This window comes from Emticicia sp. TH156 (assembly GCF_002855535.1).
Lineage (GTDB): Bacteria > Bacteroidota > Bacteroidia > Cytophagales > Spirosomataceae > Emticicia > Emticicia fluvialis.
Window position 1 is genome coordinate 262,058 of record NZ_PKRS01000007.1, and the last position, 16,205, is coordinate 278,262.

The 16,205-nt window shown below is 39.8% G+C and carries 15 protein-coding genes; 14 read left to right on the top strand and 1 reads right to left on the bottom strand.

The features are described 5' to 3' along the window. Positions 1-29 precede the first annotated feature (29 nt). The 14 genes from C0V77_RS14830 (at position 30) to C0V77_RS14895 (ending at position 15,479) form a co-directional block, all read left to right on the top strand. Complete coding sequence (locus tag C0V77_RS14830) at positions 30-2,531, top strand: SLBB domain-containing protein (protein ID WP_101727121.1); 2,502 nt, start codon at positions 30-32, stop codon at positions 2,529-2,531. A 35-nt stretch (positions 2,532-2,566) separates the two neighbouring features. Continuing rightward, entirely contained in the window at positions 2,567-3,664 is a 1,098-nt protein-coding gene (locus tag C0V77_RS14835) for a hypothetical protein (protein WP_101727122.1), read from the top strand. A gap of 37 nt (positions 3,665-3,701) precedes the next feature. Beyond that, positions 3,702-4,538, top strand: coding sequence for an ABC transporter permease (locus tag C0V77_RS14840; protein ID WP_101727123.1), 837 nt, complete (start codon positions 3,702-3,704; stop codon positions 4,536-4,538). 27 nt (positions 4,539-4,565) lie between these two features. Further along, positions 4,566-5,813 carry an ABC transporter ATP-binding protein gene (locus C0V77_RS14845; RefSeq protein ID WP_101727124.1) on the top strand — a complete coding sequence of 416 codons (1,248 nt, stop codon included), beginning with the start codon at positions 4,566-4,568 and terminating at the stop codon, positions 5,811-5,813. Positions 5,814-6,012: 199 nt separating this feature from the next. After that, positions 6,013-7,089: a DegT/DnrJ/EryC1/StrS aminotransferase family protein gene (locus tag C0V77_RS14850; RefSeq protein WP_101727125.1), complete on the top strand. Its 1,077-nt coding sequence runs from the start codon at positions 6,013-6,015 to the stop codon at positions 7,087-7,089. Between the two features lie 20 nt (positions 7,090-7,109). Beyond that, positions 7,110-8,099, top strand: coding sequence for a glycosyltransferase family 2 protein (locus C0V77_RS14855; protein ID WP_101727126.1), 990 nt, complete (start codon positions 7,110-7,112; stop codon positions 8,097-8,099). After that, positions 8,096-9,208, top strand: coding sequence for a glycosyltransferase (locus C0V77_RS14860; RefSeq protein WP_101727127.1), 1,113 nt, complete (start codon positions 8,096-8,098; stop codon positions 9,206-9,208). Before C0V77_RS14855 ends, C0V77_RS14860 begins: the two co-directional genes overlap by 4 nt. Positions 9,209-9,213: 5 nt before the next feature. Then, positions 9,214-9,804, top strand: a complete 591-nt coding sequence (gene lpcA, locus C0V77_RS14865) for a D-sedoheptulose 7-phosphate isomerase (protein ID WP_101727128.1) — start codon at positions 9,214-9,216, stop codon at positions 9,802-9,804. Positions 9,805-9,912: 108 nt separating this feature from the next. After that, positions 9,913-11,079: a glycosyltransferase family 4 protein gene (locus C0V77_RS14870; protein WP_101727129.1), complete on the top strand. Its 1,167-nt coding sequence runs from the start codon at positions 9,913-9,915 to the stop codon at positions 11,077-11,079. A 15-nt stretch (positions 11,080-11,094) separates the two neighbouring features. Further along, positions 11,095-12,075, top strand: a complete 981-nt coding sequence (locus C0V77_RS14875) for a glycosyltransferase (RefSeq protein WP_101727130.1) — start codon at positions 11,095-11,097, stop codon at positions 12,073-12,075. 5 nt (positions 12,076-12,080) lie between these two features. After that, positions 12,081-13,109, top strand: a complete 1,029-nt coding sequence (locus C0V77_RS14880; protein ID WP_101727131.1) for a glycosyltransferase family 9 protein — start codon at positions 12,081-12,083, stop codon at positions 13,107-13,109. Positions 13,110-13,138: 29 nt separating this feature from the next. After that, the gene (locus C0V77_RS14885) at positions 13,139-14,014 is read left to right on the top strand and encodes a hypothetical protein (RefSeq protein WP_101727132.1); all 876 of its coding nucleotides are present in this window, start codon (positions 13,139-13,141) and stop codon (positions 14,012-14,014) included. Between the two features lie 57 nt (positions 14,015-14,071). Then, positions 14,072-14,494, top strand: a complete 423-nt coding sequence (locus C0V77_RS14890) for an STAS domain-containing protein (RefSeq protein ID WP_101727133.1) — start codon at positions 14,072-14,074, stop codon at positions 14,492-14,494. Next, a complete protein-coding gene (locus tag C0V77_RS14895; protein WP_229236292.1) occupies positions 14,430-15,479 on the top strand; it encodes a ribonuclease Z in 1,050 nt (349 codons plus the stop codon). The genes C0V77_RS14890 and C0V77_RS14895 overlap by 65 nt, the downstream gene beginning before the upstream one ends. On the opposite strand, the gene C0V77_RS14900 is transcribed toward C0V77_RS14895, so the two are convergent. Next, on the bottom strand, positions 15,474-16,004 hold the full coding sequence (locus C0V77_RS14900) for a thioesterase family protein (RefSeq protein ID WP_101727135.1): 531 nt from the start codon (positions 16,002-16,004) through the stop codon (positions 15,474-15,476). The genes C0V77_RS14895 and C0V77_RS14900 overlap by 6 nt on opposite strands. Positions 16,005-16,205: the final 201 nt, after the last annotated feature.

The window sequence follows — 16,205 nt, forward strand, 5'->3', positions numbered from 1 at the left end:
ATTGTAATTTGGCAAATAACGTTATAGATATGAAATTTAACAAAAATAATTTCTTACAAAGTTTTCTCAAAATTACGGTTTTTACGCTAATAATTAGCAATACTTTTGCACAAAATGCCCCCATAGGTAACGGAGGCGGCCCGGCCACAGGGCCAATATCACCTGCAAACACAACCGGAGCCCCCATTGGTACGAAGGGTAATCCTGGAAATACACAGCAAACTTCAAATACCCAGCAAAACGGCAATCAGCAAAAAAGTAGTAATAACAAAAATGTAAGTAATGACCCCAATTCAACAAGAAATCTGCAATTAAGTGCAGCAGACCTTGCTTCAATGGCACGAGAAGACTCGTTGAAGTCAGTTCGTGAGTCTGAATTGGAAAAAGACGCTTCAAGAGCAGCGCTGCGAAAAAGAATTTTTGGCTACAATTTATTCAATACTACCAGGTTTGACCCAACACCGGCACTCAACATTGCTACACCCAGCAATTATGTACTTGGCCCAAACGACCAGTTAGTTATTGATATTTATGGTTACTCACAGGCTACCTATAAGACCGTTATATCGCCAGACGGCTATATAACCTTAGACCGCGTCGGGCTTATTTATCTGGCTGGTTCGTCTATGGAGCAGGCAAGAGAGAAAATTATGGCCCGAATGGCCAAAGTTTATACAGGTTTAAAGTCTTATGAAGGTTTTCCGCCTAACACGCATCTGATTGTTTCTCTGGGCAATATCAGAAGTATAAAAGTAACGGTTACCGGCGAAGTAGTAGCACCTGGCACCTACACACTTTCTTCGCTGTCATCCATACTAAATGCCTTGTATGCCTGCGGTGGCCCTAACGAGTTGGGTACTTTCAGAAAGATTAATTTGATTCGGAATAATCGAATTGTTGCTTCGCTTGATTTATACGAAATACTTATTAAAGGATTTGCCAAAGATAACATCATTCTACAAGACCAGGACATCATTCAAATTTCACCGTTTATTTCAAGAATAGCAGTTAGCGGTAATACCAAACGAAATGGTTTATTTGAACTGACAGAAAATGAAAAACTTTCTGATTTAATAAGCTATGCCGGTGGTTTTAACCCGTATGCTTACAGGCACCGCTTAAAAGTGCATAGAAACACCAGCCGTGAACGGAAAATACTGGATGTAATGGAAGCAGATTTTAATACATTTAACATCATATCCGGCGACTCGGTAATCACTGAAAGACTCCTTGAAAGATACGAAAATATGGTCCGCATTCAAGGTTCGGTTTTCCGTCCGGGTGAATATTCACTGGACAGCAACCCTACCCTTATGCAATTGGTTAAGTCGGCAGAAGGTTTACGTGGCGAAGCCCTTACGGGAAGAATTGCTATATCCAGAACCAGAGAAGATATGATAATTGAAAACATATCGCTCAATCTGGATGATATAATAAAAGGTAAATCGGCGGATGTGGTTCTTAAAAGAGAAGATGTAATAACTATTCCATCGGTATTTGACCTTACAGAACCAGCTTACATACGTATTCAGGGAGCTATTAATAACCCTGATGGGCAAGGTGGTATTGAAATTCCGTATGTAAGAAACCTGACAATTGAAGACGTACTGGTAAAAGTAGGCGGTTTGTCAGAATCTGCCTCTTTGTCAAGAGTAGAAGTTGTTAGACGCAAGCGCAATGTAGACCCAACATCAACCAGTGCACAGATATCAGATACTTTTCAGTTCAATATCCGCCCTGACCTGAGTGTGGAAACTGCCGGTACTAATTTTATTCTTTATCCGTTCGACGAAATTTTCATCAGAAAATCACCCAACTACGTAAGCCAGTCTTTTGTAAGTGTTGAAGGTGAAGTTTTGTTTCCGGCTAAATATGGCATAAAAAACAAAGACGATAAAATATCAGACGCCATAGCACGTGCAGGCGGGCTTACGCCTCAATCTTACATTGAAGGTGCCACACTGATCAGAACCATTCAGTTGAGCGATATAGAACTTGAACAAAGAAGAAAAACAATTAGCGAAATTGCCAATAGCGCCGGAAATAACCAGAGAATTGAAATTGATGCAGACAGCAGTACCAAAAAATCATCGATAGGTATTGACCTCAAGAAAATCATAGAAAACCCGGGTTCAAATGCAGATATGATTCTTCAGGATGGAGACATCATCCGTATTCCTAAACGCCTGGAAACTGTCCGTATTCAGGGTGAGGTACTCTATCCCACTACGATTAAGTACATTAACCGAGAAACCTTCATGAATTACGTTTCAAAAGCTGGAGGTTTTACTAAAAAGTCGCTTAAAAGTAAATCATATATTTTATATGCTAACGGCTCGGTTGACCGGACCAGACGCTTTTTCTTCGTAAATATATATCCAAAGGTTGAACCAGGTTCAGAGATTATTATTCCTCAAAGAAACCTTACTGCCCAACAGCAGCTATCGCAGGTGCAGGGATTCTTAACTGCCATTGGTGCAACCATGACCACAGTAGTTACTATTCTCGGAATCATTTCGCTTTCAAAATAATCAGTGGTATAAAAAACACTATTTTTAATAAAACAATGGCTGAAACACAAATCATACAAGAAGAGCAGATCAGTACAAAAGAGTTATTTCAGAAGATTGTTAAGTTTTTTAAACTGATAGGTAGTGAATGGAGATTACTTTTGATAAGTATTGCTATAGGCACATTAGGTAGTATTATCTTTGACATCAAGAACTTCAAGGAGTCGCAGTATTACGGAGAGCTCCATTTCAATCTGGAGTCTGGTTCTTCTAATCAGAATGCCATGGGCAGTTTTGCCGGCATTGCCAGTGCTTTTGGAGTTGGTAATATGGGTGGCTCACAGTCGAATGATTTATTCAGTGGTGGCAACTTTACGTCAGTAATTTCATCAAAGGCTTTGTACGAAAGAGCCCTCATGAAAGAGGTAGTAGTGAATAACCGGAAGGTATTGTTTATTAATTATTATAAAGACAGTAGCGATATAAGCCGTAAAGAATGGGCTGGCGACTGGTTTAAGGCAGCCAATACAGAAGCAATTAAATTCAGGTTTAGACCCAAAAGCCCTGACCAGTTCAGTAAACCTGAAAACGAAATTGTTACTGCCATTTATGAAAAACTGGTAAAACAGACCAGCATGGCTCCTTTAGATAAGAATGGCTCAATAATGGTGCTGTCGGCCAATACGAATAGCGAAATGCTTACAAAAATTTGGCTTGAAACCCTGTTAAAAACCCTGGAAGAGTTTTACATTGAAGTGCGCACCAAAAAAACAAAAGAAATATATGATATTCAGGTAAGCCGCCTGAGAGAACTGGAAGGCAAGTTAAGCTCTGCAGACAGACAACTGGCTATTACCACCTATCAGAACCTGAACGCTGTTGACCCCACAGCGCCTATGCGCCAGCAACAGCAAAACCGTAACAACAGTTTTATATCAAATCAGTATTATACGCAAATGGCGTCTGTAGAAAACCTCAGAATGTTGTTGATTCATCAGACTCCCCTCTTTACTATGCTTCAGCCGGTGCGCCTGCCATTAATCAGAAAAGATTACATTATTGGTGGCAGCTCAAAATTGGGGGCATTATTAGGCTTTTTTATTTGCGTAGTGTTTATTATTTTCAGAAGAACCTATCAGGAGCTGGTTAGCTAAAAGTAAGTTTTTATTATTGATTGAATTTGAATTGTGCATGAAAAAATCGGATAACGAAATAGTAATAAAAGCGGGTAAATCGGCACTTCATTATTGGAAAGACATCTGGCTGCAGAGAGAACTATTCTGGATACTGGGTAAGCGCGATATCATGGTGCGCTATAAACAAACAGTATTGGGTATTGCCTGGGCGGTTTTCAGACCATTACTAACGGCAGTTGTTATGACCTTTGCCTTTGGTAAAATTGCCAGAATGGAGACTGACGCAACTTTGCCCTATATGATTATTGTTATACCGGGCGTAATTATATGGCTTTTCTTTTCGCAGTGTCTTTCACAAATCAGTAATAGTATTGTAGGCAATGGCAATCTGGTGTCGAAGGTGTATTTTCCGCGGATAATCATCCCGTTCAGTTCGTTGCTGGTGGGGCTACTGGATGCCCTCATAGCTTTTGCCATGTTTTTTGTCTTTTGCCTATATTACCAGTTTATGCCCAACTGGCAGGTACTCATGGCACCGTTTTTCATGTTGCTGGCTTATCTCAATGCTTTTGGTCTGGGCCTCGTTGCTGCTGTTTTAAATGTTAAATACCGCGATATTGCACAGATAATTCCTTTCATTGTTCAGTTTGGTTTCTTTATTTCTCCGGTTGGTTACACAAGCGAACAACAAAAAACTGCATGGTGGTATACTTATTATAATCTGAACCCGATTGTTGGAACCATAGACGGTATGCGCTGGTCTTTATTGGCCAACCACTCTCCGCTTAACTGGCAGAGCCTGTTGCCAAGCATTATATTTGCTATAGTATCGGTGATTTTTTCCATTTGGTTTTTCCGCAAAAACGAAAATTCTTTTGTGGATTACATTTAATTTTTGGACTACTGAAAGGCACTTTGCATGAAAGCAATATCAATAAAAAATATTTCAAAGAAGTATATACTTAGCCATAAGAAAAAGAAATATCAGAATCTGAAAGAAACCCTTTCGGGCTTTGTGCAAGAGATGTTTGCCAATAAAGAAGAGCAGGAAACAAAAGAGGTTTTCTGGGCTTTAAGGGGTGTGAGCTTTGATATTGAACAGGGAGACAGAGTAGGAATTGTGGGTTCTAATGGTGCAGGTAAGTCAACCCTTTTAAAAATACTAAGCCGTATTACCGAACCAACCCATGGCGAAGTACGTGTAAAAGGCAGAATGGCCAGCCTGCTTGAGGTGGGTACGGGGTTTCATCCTGAATTAACCGGAAGAGAGAATATTTTTCTCAATGGTGCGATTCTGGGAATGCGGCAGGACGAAATAAGAAAACAATTTGATGAAATTGTTGATTTTGCCGGAATAGAAAAATTTCTTGATACACCTGTAAAACGTTATTCATCAGGTATGTATGTGCGTTTGGGGTTTGCCATTGCCGCGCATCTTGAACCTGAAATTTTGATTGTAGACGAAGTGCTTGCCGTTGGCGACTCTGAGTTTCAGAAAAAGTGTCTGGGCAAAATGAAAGATGTGTCCAGTCATGGCCGCACAGTATTGTTTGTAAGCCACAATGCCACCGCTATTCAGGGGCTTTGCAATAAGGCAGCTTTCTTGCAAAAAGGTGGCCTTGTTAAATATGGTGAAGTGGGTGAAGTGCTGCATGATTACATGACTAGCATCTCAAAATTTAAACTGACACAAAGCTGGGATACCCCAGACGACGCACCAGGGAATGACATGGTACGTATTAAGCACGTTGAGTTATCGCCCGACTTTGTTAACGGCAGCAAAAATATAGATGTACGCACACCGCTTAAAGTGATATTTGAATTCTGGAATATGGTTGAAAACGCAGAGCTTAACCTGAGTGTTTTTTTATATAGCATGACAGGCGAATGCGTTTTTAACGTAGGTAGTACGGCCAGAAATTTTACCAAAGGGTTGGTAAAAGGTGTGTTGGAGATACCCGGTAATTTCCTTAACGATGGTTCTTACTATATATCGGTTATGATTGTAAAAGACACCTCAGACCCGGTATTTTTTATAGAAGATGCCATTAGTTTTGATGTGGCCGACTACCGCGAAGGCACCAGCTGGTATGGCAAATGGCCTGGTGCCGTGCGCCCGATACATATTCCGGTGAAAACGTGGAAAGTTGACGGGCTTATTTCATAACCTGCCAAAACCCCACAGTGTATTACCTTTGAAAGGATTCTGAAATTCATCTTCCTTGTATTCAAATATTAATTACATTTGCAAACTGCATTTTGAATAGGCTCAGAAACCTGTGTATCACGCGACTATAACGTTACAGCCATAAAATCTGAGTAGATTCTGAATCTTCATCAGTTTTCAAACCTAGTAATAGCACATTGTGATAAACGTAACAAAATCATTTTTACCCCCTTTTGAAGAATACCAGGATAAAATTAAGGGTATCTGGGAAACTACATGGCTTACTAACAATGGCCCTCTGGTGCAGGAATTAGAAGCCCGCCTTAAAGAATACCTGGGCGTTAAAAACCTTTTGTTTGTAACTAATGGTACAATTGCTCTGCAATTAGCCATTAAGGCGCTGCATCTGCAAGGCGAAATTATAACTACTCCCTTTTCTTACTGTGCCACTACTACATCAATTTTATGGGAAAACGTAAAGCCTGTTTTTGTAGATATTGAGGCAGATACCTATAATATTGATGCTGATTTAATTGAGCAGGCCATTACCGACAAAACCACTGCCATAATGGCTACGCATGTGTATGGCAGGCCATGCAATGTTGAAAAAATTGAGCAGATTGCCCGTAAATATAACCTGAAAGTAATTTATGATGGCGCCCATAGTTTTGGCGCAACTTATAAAGGCAATTCGGTTCTTTCTTATGGCGATGTGGCCACCTGTAGTTTTCATGCTACAAAGGTTTTTCATACGGTAGAGGGTGGATGCGTGATATGTAAAGACGACGAACTTCTAAAAGTATTGGCGCATTACAGAAGTTTCGGGCATAAAAACGATGACTATTACATGATGGGTATCAATGCCAAAAACTCAGAGTTTCATGCAGCCATGGGGCTGGTTAACCTGCCTCATGTAGCCGACATCATAGAAAAAAGAAAAATTGTTTCTGCAAAATATAATGAACTGCTTAACTGGGATAAACTGAAACAACCCCGGCAAAATATAGAAGGCTTTGTTTATAACTATGCCTACTACCCTGTTATGTTGCCTTCTGAACAAAAACTGCTTGAGGTAACCGCAGCCCTAAAGAAAGAAGACATCGTTCCCCGGCGGTATTTTTATCCGTCTCTCAATCAGCTTCCATATTTAGATTTCTACACACCATGCCCGGTTTCTGAGCGGTTGTCAGTAGCGGCATTATCATTACCTTTGTATTATGATCTGGCGCTTGAAGATGCAGAACGAATTGCCCAGATAGTAAATAGTACACTTTAATCTATTGTTTAAGAAAACGAATGGCTTCTGTGGTTGATGTATCCATAATTATTGTCAATTATCGTACACCTGAGTTAATTGTTGAGTGTCTGAAAACAGTGCAGCAGTTTACACGGAAGGTTAGTTATGAGGTAATTGTGGTAGACAACCAGTCCAAAGGCGATGATGAAGGCTATGTAAAGGCTGTTTTTCCGGAAGTAAACTGGATACCCACAGGTTATAACGCAGGCTTTGGCAGAGCCAATAATCTGGGTATGAAGCAGGCTAAAGGCAGATATTTTTTATTATTGAACTCAGATACCAAGTTGTTTGAAGATGTAATAGACCGCTGTGTCAGTAACCTTGATAATCGCCCGGATGCCATTGCGGGTGGGGCATATCAGGTATATCCGGATTTAACACCCCGTGCCTTTTATCATACATTTACGTTCAGACGCGATTTCTGGATTACCCCGCCCCCACTCAGAAAATACCTAGATACCCTTATACCTTACACAAAATATGATGACCCTGAACAGGTAGACTACATTGCCGCTGCATTTCTTATGGTGCGGCGCGAAGGCTTTGAAAAAACCGGGGGCTTTGATGAAGAGTTTTTTCTCTATGGTGAAGATACCGAATGGGGAAACAGACTTGGAAAAATTGGCAGGCAACTGGTTTTTAAAAACTGTCGTATTATTCATGAAGAATGGGGCAGTAAACCCGAACGCTACGAAGAGGCCCGTAACTACACTTATTTTAACCGGTTTGATGAACAGATTCAGCTATCTAATCTGGTTTGGATTCGGAAACAGTATGGAGCATTGCATTATTTTTTACTCATGCTACATTACTGGATTTGGGTTCCTGTATTTTTTATGATGAAAATCGTATCCAATATACTTCATCTGAAAAACCCTTTCGGAGAGCTACATAACCAGAAAAGATTTGCCCGTACGATTGGTCTTTTTTCAGGCTATTTCTGGAGTATTCTATTGAAAAAACCAAATTTCTATAAAATTAGTAAATGAAAGATAAAACCATTCTTTTTCTGACACCAACTGGCGGCCGGACAGGCTCTGAGATGATGCTATGGTATCTGCTGAAGCATTTATCAGGCAAAATCAGATCGGTGGTGTATAGTTGCAGCAATGGTGAGTTATTTGCAAAACATTCAACCGCCGACCAGACCTTTATCAATACTGGTAAAAATGGCTTTTTATCTAAAATTTATGAAGGCATTTACTTTCAGCTATTCAGAAAAACGCCGGAAGAAAACCGGATTCTGAAGATACAGGCACAGGTAAAAGCAGATAAATGGTACCTGAATACACTTACCATGCCTCGTTTTGCAAGGCTGGCACATAGCCTGCATATCCCCTATTATGTTCATGTACATGAATTGGTAGGGATTTATGACGAAATTGTGTATGACGACTTCCGGTTTCAGTTTGACCACGCTGAAAAAATAATCTGCTGCTCGGCCATTGTAGAAAAAAGAATCCGGCAGATGGGTTATAATAATACCATTCTGCTGCATGAATTTGTAGATACAGAAAAAATAGTAGTTAAACAACCGGCAGAAGCGTTAAGAAAACAACTGGGCATACCTGCCAACGCATTTGTGTGGTTGATGTCTGGCTCTATGAACCACCGAAAAGGATATGACCTGGTGCCTGATGTGGTTGAAAACCTTCCTGAAAATACTTACCTGATTTGGCTGGGTAACATCAAGAAAACCGGGGTTTTGCACTATCTGCAACAAAGGGCGTCAACTGAAAAATTGAATTTTTTGATGATTGGTGAACAATCTGATGCCTATTATGATTATTTTAATATGGCAGATGGTTTTGTTTTGCTGGCCCGCGAAGACCCTTTTCCTTTGGTAATGATAGAGGCTGCTTATCTTCAAAAGCCCATTGCAGGTTTTAATTCAGGCGGAATATCTGAATTTATGCAACCGGGTATGGGTTTGGTAGTTGATAGCTTTAACCCCGGTGATTTAGCAGGCGCCATGGTTCAGATTCAGAATAAACAAACTGAAATAAATACAAAAACGCTAAAAAACAGAGCGATAAACTTTGATATCAGAAACCAGATTGAGAAATGGGTTAGTTTTTTTAATGAAAACCAGGAATAAAAGATATGAGCGCAATAAATGATATACTCGTTGAATTAAAAGAAGCACAAAAAGTGCTGGATGATTTTATTTCTTCTGAACAAAACCTTAAAAATATAGAAGCAATTGCTAATCTGATGGCAGATGCTTTACTAGATGGCAAAAAAATTATTTCTTGTGGCAACGGCGGTTCTCATTGCGACGCAATGCATTTTGCTGAAGAACTTTCTGGCAGGTACAGAGAAAACCGCCGCTCGCTGGCCGCAATAGCTATATCAGACCCAAGCCACATTTCCTGCACGGGCAACGATTACGGTTTCGACTTCGTTTTCTCACGCTTTATAGAAGGCCTGGGTAATGCCGGTGATGTGTTGTTGGGCATTAGCACCAGTGGCAACTCTAAAAACATAATAAATGCTGTAAATGCCGCCCGTGAAAAAGGCATGAAGGTTGTCATCTTCTCGGGTAAAGACGGTGGCCAATTGAGAGGAAAAGCCGATGCCGAAATAATTGTACCGCACTTTGGGTATGCAGACCGCATTCAGGAGATTCATATCAAGGTGATTCATATTCTGATGCTGCTGATTGAAAAAAAAGTATTAAGCGCTGAAAAGTAATGTATTACATTTCGGTTTTGGTTATTACCCGTTTAATAAAGCATCTTGTTTTTAAAAAACTGTTTATCATTATTTTCTGAATACCTTTAGCTTAAGACATCCCTATTCATGAAGATTCTCTTTGTCAGTCATGACGCAAACAGAGCCGGAGCTCAGCTTTTTTTGTTAAATATTATGCGGTATTTTCAAAAAAAGAAGGTTTCAGTTCATTTGCTATTGCTTGATGGGGGTGCTCTGGAAAAAGACTTTGAGCAAATTGCCCAGTTATATCACTATCCTAAAGATACCCACAATGCTCCTGAAACTTTAAGCAAGCGATGGCTGGGTAAAATAGGTATGAAGCAAGCCAGTTATTACCAGAAAAATAAAGAGGACCTTAAAAACAAATTGGCTAATGAGCATTTCGACATTATTTATGCCAATACTATAGCCTCTGCCCCGGTTATACCAGAACTTCTATCAATTCTGAATGCCCCGCTCATTACGCATATTCATGAGCTTGAGTTTTCAATCCAACTTTATTCAGCGCAAAGCAATAGAATTACTTTGTTCCAGAAAAGTGCCTGTATAATTGCCTGCTCAATGGCTGTGGCAGATAATCTGATAAAAAACCACGGTGTTGACAGCCATCAAGTAAAAATAATTCATTCGTTTGTTGATAATGATGCGGTGCTTCAAAGGTCGGCTCAGGTAAATAAACAAGCCATCAGAAAAAAATACAATATTCCGGAAGGCTCATTTCTGGTTGGCGGATGTGGCAATGCCGAATGGCGAAAAGGTGTTGATGTATTTGTTTCTCTGGCAAAGAGATTACTTACCCCTAATGCAGCTGAAATACATTTTGTGTGGGTGGGTATCAGGAAATCAGGTGAGTATTATGAACAAATAGCCTTTGATGTGGAAAGGATGGGTATCAGCGAACATATTACCTTTATTGAACCCACCCCCGAAGCCATTGAACTGATAAATTGTTTTGATGTTTTCACGGTAGTTTCACGCGAAGACCCATTCCCCCTGGTAATGCTTGAAGCCGCGCTGGCTGAACGAACGATTTTTGGATTTGAAAAAACCGGCGGCTGCTCTGAATTTATTGAACAAGACGCCGGACAACTTTTTGACTATCTGGATATTGAAAATATGGCCCTTGCAATTCTGGCTCTGAAGGATACCCCTAACCATGTTTTTGGTAAAATAGCCAAAGAAAAAGTTTTGAAGCAATACAGTTTTGAAAACTCTATTGTTAAAATTGAAAAATTATTAGAGAATCTGGCATAAAAGACTGGCGCATACATGACACTCGCTTTTACACTTTGCTCTGTTAACTATCTGGCACAGGCACATACATTAGGCGACTCGCTTAAAAAACATAATCCGGATTTCCGGTTTGTAATCGGGCTGGTAGATAAACTGGATACCAAAGATATTGATACATCTAAACTGCCTGATTACCCGCTGCTTGAGCTGGACAAAATACAGATAGCAGACCTGTCCGGTATGTGCGCACGCTATGATATAACAGAACTAAATACCGCAGTTAAGCCCTATTATCTTGATTATTTTCTTAGAAACAACCCGGAGGCGACCAATATAATCTACTTTGACCCAGATATTATTGTTTTTGATAAGCTCACACATCTGGAAGAAAGCCTACAAAAATACGATATTGTTGTTACCCCGCATACCACAACCCCCTACAACGACACCAAATGGCAAAATGAAGAAGATATTGTAAATACAGGCGTTTTTAACTTTGGTTTTGTAGCCATCAGAAGATCAGTTTCAGCCAGAAAAATGGTTGACTGGTGGTGCCAAAAACTGGAAAAAGAATGCCTTATTGATCTATGCAACGGCTTATTTGTAGACCAGCACTGGGCAGATTTTTTTCCGGTTTATTTTGACAACGTGTTAATCAACAAGCATTTGGGCTACAATGTAGCCTACTGGAATCTGCATGAGAGAATATGCACCGAGAAAGACGGCAGATGGTTTATTAACAATTCAACGGCTTTACAGTTTTTTCATTACAGCGGTTACCTGATAGCAAAACCCAATGAGGTGTCTAAATACCAGAACAGAATCAACTTTGAAGACAGGCCTGATATAGTAGCATTATTTGAGCTTTATAGAAATGAATTGCTTAAAAACAACGAGCTTTACTGGAAACATTTTAAGTGCGATTATATTAAACCTCCTAAAATAAAGCGATATTTGCGGGTAAGAAAATATTTAAAACTCCCGCTTGAAAAATTAGCTCAGCTGGTTGAGTCATAATCTTTATGCAGAAATTTATTGCGCTCTGGCAACATCGTTATAGAAAATATACCCATCTGTTTCTGGTTTATTGGCATTTTTTCAGGGTTTGGTTCAGACTGATGCTTTTAAAAGCAGGGTTTGCTGGCAAAAAAAAAGTGGTTGCCATTATACTAACCCAGCAGTTTGGTGATATTGTAGCCGGAGAACCCATCAGCAGGCAGGTCAGGCAGAAGCATCCCGGCGACTATCTTATCTGGATTGTAAAACCGATGTTCCGAGAGTTGCTGGAAAATAATCCGAATCTGGATGACATACTGGAAGAATTCTGCGCTAATCAACGTCGCTTGTTAATTAACTCAGGCATTTTTGATACTATTTATAATTTACAGTTCAGAAATAACAGCTATTGTCCGGTTTGCCAGGTGTATGTTGAGAATCCGGAAGCCGACGCCAAAGATATCACCATACATAATTATTATTTTCTGGGTAATTTATTATCGGTTCAACAAAAAATGGCCGGTCTTGCCGTTGAAGATATGCAACCGCGCTTGTTTTTAACCAACAAGCACAAAGCCAGGGTTGACCAGCTTCAATTACCCCAAAAGTTTCTGGTTATTCATGCGCAATCAGCCCAAAACAGCCGTAACTGGAACAATAAAAAATGGGATGCTCTGATAAATTATATAATTGAAAGCACTGATTTTCATGTTATTGAAATTGGTCTCAGCAGCGATTTAAAAATCAATAGCCCCCGTTTTGTTAATTTATGCGGCAGGCTTACTATTCTTGAAACAGCAGAGGTTATCAGCAGAGCTGTTTTTTTTATAGGCATTGACAGCGGCCCGGCGCATCTGGCCAATGCTGTAGGTACGCCAGGCCTGATCATGATTGGCAAATTAGAGAACTTTGTGAATCATATACCGTATTCAGGTAAATATAAAATGGGTGAAAATGTATTAATTGTTAGAAATACCAACGGCCCAAGTGCAGACATTGAAGTTGAAACGGTGATAATGGCCATTACTGAAAATAAATTGTTAATTTTAGCCTGAAACCAACCAAGGTTTGCGGCAGTTATGTTATGCTTTTTTTTACACTTTGTTATATAAACCAGTTGCCCAATGCTATTCTGCTGGGCGACACCATCAGGGAAAACCACCCCAATGCCATTTATTTTATAGGGCTTATTGACAAAGCCGAAAGGATTCCGTCCGCTTTTCAATCACCGCATAAGATTGTGAGTGTTGATGAATTAGTAATTCCGGATTTTGAAACCATGACAGCCACCTACAATACTGCAGAGCTGCTAAATAATACCAAACCTTTTTTTGCAAAGTATGCCTTGCAGCAGTCAGATAAGGTCTTGTATCTTGATTGCACCAGTGTTCTTTTCAATCCTGTCGATTTTATCAGCCAGGAGTTAAATCATTCTTCAATCATACTGGTACCCCAGTTGCTGCATGCAGGCGTGCATCCGGATGAAAAACAGATTCTCAACACTGGCATCTACCATTCAGGATTTATTGGATTTAAAAAATCTGATGAAACCATGCGTTTTCTTGACTGGTGGGGTAAAAATACAACTCAGAAAGGTAGCACCAATTTATGTATCGGGCTCAACTCAGACCAACTCTGGCTTGAGCACGTTCCGAATTTTTATGATAACGTATTATTATCAAAGCATAACGGTATTAATATTGGGACCTGGAATTTACCCGAACGTAAAATTGACGTTTCAACAAATACGGTCAACGGGCAACCGCTGATATCGGTAAATTTTAAAGGAATGCCCTATTGGCCGGCTTTGAACAGAAAGTTAAAAACGTACCCTTTAACGCCCATAGAGCCTGTATATGGCTTATCTTTACCAAAAGAAAACAAAACCGGCAAATTAATTGCCAGAAATTTAAGAAAAATCAATAGTTTGGCAGATAAAATAATCGATTTGCTTCAATAGTTTGATTAGAAGCTTTTTTTTAACTTAATTTTGCAAAATTACCTGACATAGTTTTATATGAATTACAAAATTGAAAAAACAGAGCAGTACGCTCTTATTTCTCTTGACGAAACTACTTTTGGAGCTGAAATAACTGCGCCTTTTGAAAAACTGGTGGTTCAGCTTTATCGTGAAGGCTACACCAATATGATAACCGATTTCACAAAAATTACTGAAATTGATGAAGATGGTTTGTCTTTAATCAGAAAAGCCAACAAAGTTTGCAGAACAGAACAAGGGCTTTTTGTGATATGCACAAAAGATGATGATTTAATTGATGCCATTGATGAGGCCAAGATACCTGAACTTGTTATTTTGCCAACGGTTGATGAAGCCATTGATGCCGTGTTTATGAATGACCTTGAAAACGATTTCCGTGAAGAAAGCGACGACGAGTTCGACCTCGGTGAAGATAACGGATTTCAGGAAGAAAAATACTGAGTTCTTTGGCACATATCTACTATTCAACCATCAGACTTATTACATACCCCTTTCGGGGCAAGGGGTTATTATGAATTTTGAACTTTTAATACTTGGCACGGGCTCTGCTACTCCCACACTTGAACACAACCCATCGGCTTATTTATTAACGCTGGATAACGAGCACTTTCTGATTGATTGTGGCGAGGGTACCCAGTTCCGCCTGCTGGAACACAAAGTACGCTCGCATCGTATCCGTCATATATTTATCAGTCACCTTCACGGCGACCATTATTTTGGTTTAATCGGGCTGATATCCAGCTGGAATCTGAACCAACGCAAAGAAGATTTAACCATCTACGGGCCAAAAGAGTTAGCAGAGATACTCACCATTCAGTTCAAGCATTCGCAAACCTACCTTCACTTTAAGGTTAATTTTGTAGCAACAGACACCACCGTTGCCAGCCGGATTGTTGAAACCCCGCTTATTACTGTAGAGACCATTCCTTTAGTACACAGAATTGACTGCTGCGGGTTTTTGTTTCGTACCAAAGAAAATAAAAGGAAATTACTGGCTGATAAACTACCCGAAAATTTTCCGGTTCCGTTTTTGAAGATGCTGAAAGACGGGCTGGACGTACAAGACCCTCTGACGGGCCAGGTTTACAAGAATGAAGCATACACAGTTTCTGGCGGTCAGTCTAAATCATTTGCTTATTGTTCAGATACGGCCTTTCATGAAGCTATCATACCACAATTGCAAAATGTAGGCAACATTTTTCATGAAGCCACCTTTACTGATTCAGAACTGAAACGGGCTATTACCACTAATCATTCTACCGCCAGGCAGGCCGCAACTATTGCCCATAAAGCAAAGGCAGGCCAACTTATTATCGGCCATTATTCGTCTCGCTACAAAACACTTGATAATCACCTGAGCGAAGCCAAAGAGGTTTTTGAAAACACTTTTCTGGCCACAGAGGGTGCCACTTTCAAACTTCTATAAAAAAGACTGTTTTAAGAGCAACTCTTGTTTTACAACCTTTATGCGGTCGTTGAAACTGATTTGGTTAAAGTTAACGTCTTTCTCGCAGGTGGCAGCCAGGTAGTGCATAATGTCTTTCTGGTGGGGTACTCTCCTGCCTGTTTCTACACTAACATACTTACTGGTGGTCCACATAAAGTTTTTCAACTCGGTTTTGTTTTCATCCGTCATAAAATACTCTGTTACCAGTGTATCAGTATCAAAATAAATGGCTCTTGAAAAAATCTTTACCCATTCGCTCACTACAGCCGGACGAATGTAGGCTATCTGGTGCTGATAAACCACCCAGCTTGTGCGGTAATTTTTAAAAACTTCAGAAAACTTAAAGCCGTATAACTTGGCCACCTGGTCTTCGCGGGCATTGAAGTAATAATCGAAATACTTTGAGTTATTGAGATGTTGAAGTGGATCGCAATCCTGAAATCTGATAATAGCCTTAGACTCGGTAATGGTGGGGTACTCACCGTCATTTATTTTTTCATACATACACTTATGCAATAAATTTTTATCAAAAATAAGAATAGTTTTTTAAATACTTAAACCAAAGCCATTAAAGAGCTGTTATTCATTAATTTCAAAATATTGCCTTAGCAAATTTAAATAAAACACCCTCAAACCAGAGCTGAAAGTTGTAGCTCATACACTTTTACACCGGCTATTGCAGGTACATTTATCTATTAACAAAAA